5 protein-coding genes and 1 rRNA gene are annotated in these 5,069 nt (G+C 61.6%); 5 read left to right on the forward strand and 1 reads right to left on the reverse strand.

Going from position 1 to position 5,069, the window contains the following annotated elements; genetic code table 11:
* Positions 1–84, forward strand: a 16S ribosomal RNA gene (locus M3498_13365); the annotation flags it as partial.
* A 201-nt stretch (positions 85–285) separates the two neighbouring features.
* Here M3498_13365 and M3498_13370 read toward each other — a convergent pair.
* Positions 286–777: an Lrp/AsnC family transcriptional regulator gene (locus M3498_13370; protein MDQ3460265.1), complete on the reverse strand. Its 492-nt coding sequence runs from the start codon at positions 775–777 to the stop codon at positions 286–288.
* A gap of 236 nt (positions 778–1,013) precedes the next feature.
* Here M3498_13370 and M3498_13375 point away from each other — a divergent pair, with 236 nt between their 5' ends.
* The 4 genes from M3498_13375 to M3498_13390 all read left to right on the forward strand — a co-directional run bounded on the left by M3498_13375 (position 1,014) and on the right by M3498_13390 (position 5,038).
* Positions 1,014–2,516 carry an ABC transporter substrate-binding protein gene (locus tag M3498_13375; GenBank protein ID MDQ3460266.1) on the forward strand — a complete coding sequence of 501 codons (1,503 nt, stop codon included), beginning with the start codon at positions 1,014–1,016 and terminating at the stop codon, positions 2,514–2,516.
* An 88-nt stretch (positions 2,517–2,604) separates the two neighbouring features.
* Positions 2,605–3,558 carry an ABC transporter permease gene (locus tag M3498_13380; GenBank protein ID MDQ3460267.1) on the forward strand — a complete coding sequence of 318 codons (954 nt, stop codon included), beginning with the start codon at positions 2,605–2,607 and terminating at the stop codon, positions 3,556–3,558.
* 71 nt (positions 3,559–3,629) lie between these two features.
* Entirely contained in the window at positions 3,630–4,430 is an 801-nt protein-coding gene (locus M3498_13385) for an ABC transporter permease (protein ID MDQ3460268.1), read from the forward strand.
* A gap of 62 nt (positions 4,431–4,492) precedes the next feature.
* Positions 4,493–5,038, forward strand: a complete 546-nt coding sequence (locus tag M3498_13390; GenBank protein MDQ3460269.1) for a chromate transporter — start codon at positions 4,493–4,495, stop codon at positions 5,036–5,038.
* Positions 5,039–5,069 lie beyond the last annotated feature (31 nt).

A 5,069-nucleotide genomic window follows, 5' to 3' on the forward strand; every position in this document is an offset into this window, starting at 1 on the left:
TTTGTGTTTAAGGTGTGACTCATGACTGGGGTTAAGTCGTAACAAGGTAACTGTACCGGAAGGTGCGGTTGGATCACCTCCTTTCTAAGGAGTCACACAGCAGGCGTCTATAACTGGATAATCATGACCTTAAAAGCACCCCTTTGGGGGTGCTTTTTTTGTTGGTGCGCCCGGCCGGGCGCACTCACTGAAGCTCACGGCGTTGCCGGGGAGAACTTCCACAACCGGCGTGACGGTGTTGTCCTAGTCGTAGTGATAGTGATCGCTGTGAATGGTTTTGTAGATCTAGGCATGCTGCACTTCCCCCAAACTCCCTTGCTGCTCAAACCAGGTCCGCCAGTTCCAGGTGCTCTTTACCTTCTGCGCTAGCTGAAAGGTTTCGGTGTTGGTGATGTGCGGAGCAGCTCGGGGCAACTCTTGTGAAACAAAGGTGTGGAGGCTTTGCAGGTGGGGGTGCAGGGTTTGAATGATGATGTCGGCCGAGCCGAACGAGGTGGCCACAAAGCGAACGTTGGAATAACCCGCTAGAGCCTCGGCAGTTTCTTGCACTGCGCCAGGCCTCACCTTGATCAGGACAAGCGCCATCACCTCCACGCCCAGCTTGAGCGGGTCGCCGACGGCGGTGATGTGGATGAGGCCGGCCTCCAGCAGCCGGTTCACTCGAGTTCGGACGGTCGCCTCGGCTACCCCGAGCTCTCTGCCGATCTCCCGGAAGGGTTTGCGGCCATCGTCTTCAAGGGCAATGATGATCCTTTGGTCGAGCGCGTCGAGTTTCATCTAATATGTCTACCGCCTTACTGTGCCTACCACCTTGATGTGTTCGCCGTCTGGCGGGCTTGTCAAGCTATGATATTAAGACTTGCGCAAAAAATCAAGAGAAAGTGTTGACATTGCGCGGTTACTTGACGTAAAGTTTGCGCATGCAGTCAAACTATTGCTGCCTGTTCTGCCTGTGGCATAACACGATCAGCACTATAGTTCAGCACTGTAGTTGATTTGAGGAGGTAAGGTCAGTGAAACAACTGCGCTGTCTCATCACGGTACTCGTCTTGCTCACCGGCTTCGCTGTGGCCCAGTCGACCGTGCGCATCGGCCTGGCTGAAGACCCCGATATTCTCGATCCGGACTTGGCGCGCACCTATGTCGGCCGCATCGTCTTTGCGAGCCTTTGCGACAAGCTCTTCGAGATCACCACGGACCTCGAGATCGTCCCGCAGCTGGCCACGGAGCACAGCATCTCGGAGGACGGGCTGACGCTCACGCTCGGCATTCGTGAAGGTGTGGTGTTTCATGACGGCACGCCCCTAGACGCCGAGGCGGTCAAGTACAACCTCGAGCGCTCGCTCAACCTTCCCGGCTCGAACCGTCGCAGCGAGATCCAGCAGATCGACTCGGTCGAGGTGACGGGTGAATTTACGGTGCAGGTCAACCTTTCCGAGCCCTTTACGCCACTCATCGCCCAACTCTCCGACCGCGCGGGTATGATGATCTCGCCTACCGCCGCGGAGGAAAGCGGCGAAGGGTTCGGCAACAACCCGGTCTGCTCCGGGCCCTTCTCCTTTGTGCGCCGCGTCGCCCAAGACCGCATCGAGCTTGCGCGTTTTGCCGACTACTGGGACGCCGAAAACGTCCTGATCGACCGCGTCGTCTTCCTGCCCATCCCCGACGCCAGCGTGCGCTTAGCCAACTTGCAGTCGGGCGACCTGGACATCTTGGAGCGCCCCGCACCCACCGATCTCAATACCGTCAGGAACGACCCCAACCTCGAGCTGCCCTCGGTACCCAGCCTGGGTTATCAGGGCGTCACCATCAACCTCGCCAATCCCGAGCCGCGCGACCACCCGCTCTCGCAGGACCCGCGCGTGCGCGAGGCCTTCGATCTGGCTATCGACCGCGTGGCCCTCAACCAGGTTGTCAACGACGGCGAGTTCATCGTCGGCAACCAGCCCGTGCCGCCCTCGAGCCCTTGGTACATCGAAGACTATCCCGTTTTGGAGCGCGACGCCGCGCGCGCCCGCGAGCTCTTGAGCGAGGCGGGCCACGAGCGGGTGGCCGTGGAGCTCATGGTCGCCAACAGTCCTATCAGCGTTCAGACGGGTGAGGTGATCCAGGCTATGGTCTCCGAGGCGGGGTTTGACGTGAGTTTACGTCCGACCGAGTTTGCCAGCGCCCTCAACCTTCAGGAGGAAGGCCAGTACGACGCCTTTCAGGTGGGCTGGTCGGGGCGCCTCGATCCGGACGGCAACATCCACCAGTACCACACCTGCGAAGGCAGCCTCAACCAGTCGGGCTACTGCGATGAGGAAGTCGACCGCCTGCTGAACAGGGCCCGCACCGTCACTGCTTTTGAGGAGCGCCATGAGGCCTACCGCGACGCCGCGCTCATCTACTTGCCCGCGCGCAGCATCATCTACCTCTTCCACCAGAACCTGTTCTTTCCCCACAGCAACCGCCTGGAAGGTTTCCAGGCCTATCCCGACGGGCTGATTCGCCTCAAGGGCGTCAGCGTCGGCTAAGCTCTCTGAGGATGGCTGGATTGGGTCGCGTACCCATCCAGCCGTCCCTTCAGCGCTCGAGAGCCTCAACCCCTAGGGGACGTTCATGTTGCTGCAGTTTATCGTCAAGCGCCTGCTGACCGCCATACCGACCCTGCTCATCGTCACGGTGATGGTCTTTGGCATTCAGCGCCTCTTGCCCGGTGACCCGGCGCTGGCCCTGGCGGGAGAAGAGCGCGACCCGGCGGTGCTCGAGTTCATCCGCGACCGCTACCGGCTCAACGACCCCGTCCCGGTGCAGTACGGCGCCTGGCTCCTGCAGGTGGTGCAGGGCAATTTGGGCGAGTCCATCCGTACCCGCCAGCCCGTCACTGAGCTGATCTTCGAGAAGCTGCCGGTGACCGTCCAGCTGGGCGTGATGAGCATCATCGTGGCGATTGCCATCGCCATTCCCGCGGGGGTGATCGCGGCGGTGCGCCGGGGCAGCCTGGCCGACCACGCTAGCACGCTCTTTGCCTTGACCGGCCTGTCGGTGCCCAACTTCTGGCTGGGCATCATGATGATCTTGCTCGTTTCGGTGCAGCTCAGGCTCTTGCCGGCCTCGGGCTACGTCAGCTTCGCCGAGGACCCTGTAGAGAACATACGGCGGATGATCATGCCCGCCCTGGTCTTGGGCACCGGGTTGGCGGCGGTCTTGATGCGGCAGACGCGCAGCGCCATGCTCGAGGTCTTGAAGCAGGACTATGTGCGCACGGCTGCCGCCAAGGGGCTGCGTCCGAGCACGGTCGTCTTGCGCCACGCCCTGCGCAACGGCCTGATCCCGGTGATCACCATCATCGGCCTGCAGATGGGCGCGCTCTTCAGCGGCGCGGTGCTCACCGAGCAGGTCTTCAGCATTCCCGGCTTCGGCAGGCTGATCGTCGACGCCGTCTTCAACCGCGACTACGCGGTGGTCCAAGGCGTGGTGCTCTTTACCGCGACCATGTATATCGCCATCAACTTTCTCGTCGATATCACCTATGCGGTGATCGACCCGCGCATTCAGGTGGGCGGTAGCCAGTGATCGGTACGGCGCGGGCCCGTACCGCCCAAGCACGCCCCTCCAGGATCAAGAGCCGCGCTCTCAGACATTTTTTGAGGCGTCCGACGGCGGTGGCGGCGCTGGTGTTTATCGTGCTGCTGGCGGCGGTGGCCGTGTTTGCGCCGCTCCTGGCGCCCTACGACCCGACGGCGACGGACTGGTCGGCGATTCGTCAGGCTCCCGGCGCCGAACACCTCATGGGCACCGACGAAAACGGCCGCGACATCCTCTCGAGGGTCGTCTACGGCGCTCGCGCCAGCCTGATGGTGGGCATCGCCGCGGTCGTCATCGCCCTGTTCGTTGGGGTGCCTCTGGGGCTCATCTCCGGCTACTACGGGGGCCGCGTCGACGAAGTGATCATGCGCATAACCGACGCGGCGCTGGCCTTTCCCTTTCTCATCCTGGCCATCGCTCTAGCGGCTTCACTGGGTCCCAGCCTGACCAATGCCACCATCGCCATCGGCCTGGCCACGGCACCTGTCTTTACCCGCCTCACCAGGGGGCAGGTCTTGAGCGTGCGCTCGAGGGAATACGTCGAGTCGGCGAGGGCGATAGGGGCGGGAGACGCGCGCATTATCGCTCACTACATCCTGCCCAACGCGCTAGCGCCTATCCTGGTGCAGTCCACCCTGGCGATCGCCGAGGCGATCATCGCCGAGTCGGCGCTGAGCTTCTTGGGCCTGGGCGTGCAGCCGCCCCTGCCGAGCTGGGGCGGCATGCTCAACACCGCCAAAAACTTCCTCTCTCAAGCCCCCTGGATGGCGACCTGGCCAGGCCTCAGCATCTTCGTGACAGTCTTGGCCTTCAACCTCTTTGGTGACGGCCTGCGCGACGCGCTCGATCCGCGAGACTGAGGAGGCTCTGACAATCACCTCTTTCCCAAGTCTCATCTCTTCAGAGTGGTAAAAAACAAACAATGAAACTGCTCGAGCTTCTCTACTCATACACCAAGGTGGGGGTCTTTGGCTTTGGCGGCGGACCCGCGATGATTCCCCTTATCCAGGTGGAGGTCGTCGATGTGCGTGGCTGGCTGAGCCGCGAGGAGTTTCTTGACGCTTTTGCCTTCGGCAACGCCCTGCCCGGACCGATCGCCACCAAATTGGCAGGCTACGTGGGCTATCAGATAGCGGGGGTTCCCGGCGCGGCGATGGGTTTAATCGGCATCACCGTGCCTACCATTATCGCCATGATCGCTCTCGCCTCGTTTTATGCGCGCTACCGCGAGCACGCCGCGATGAAGCGGTTTTTAAAGGGCGTGCGCCCGGTTGTTATCGCACTTTTGCTTCTCGTCGTCTGGGACTTTGCGCCCACCGCGCTCGGGACCCTGCCGAACTGGCGGGCGAACTGGGAGTTGTGGCTCTTAGCCGCCGTCGCCTTCTTTCTAACCATTAGGTTTGACGTTCACCCTGCCTTGCTCATCGTCGCGGGTGGCCTCGTCGGCATTTTCCTTTTTTCCTTTTGAGGTGACGCATGTTTGACTACAACTTTCCCTA

The sequence above is a fragment of the Deinococcota bacterium genome (assembly GCA_030858465.1).
Classification (GTDB): Bacteria; Deinococcota; Deinococci; order Deinococcales; family Trueperaceae; genus JALZLY01.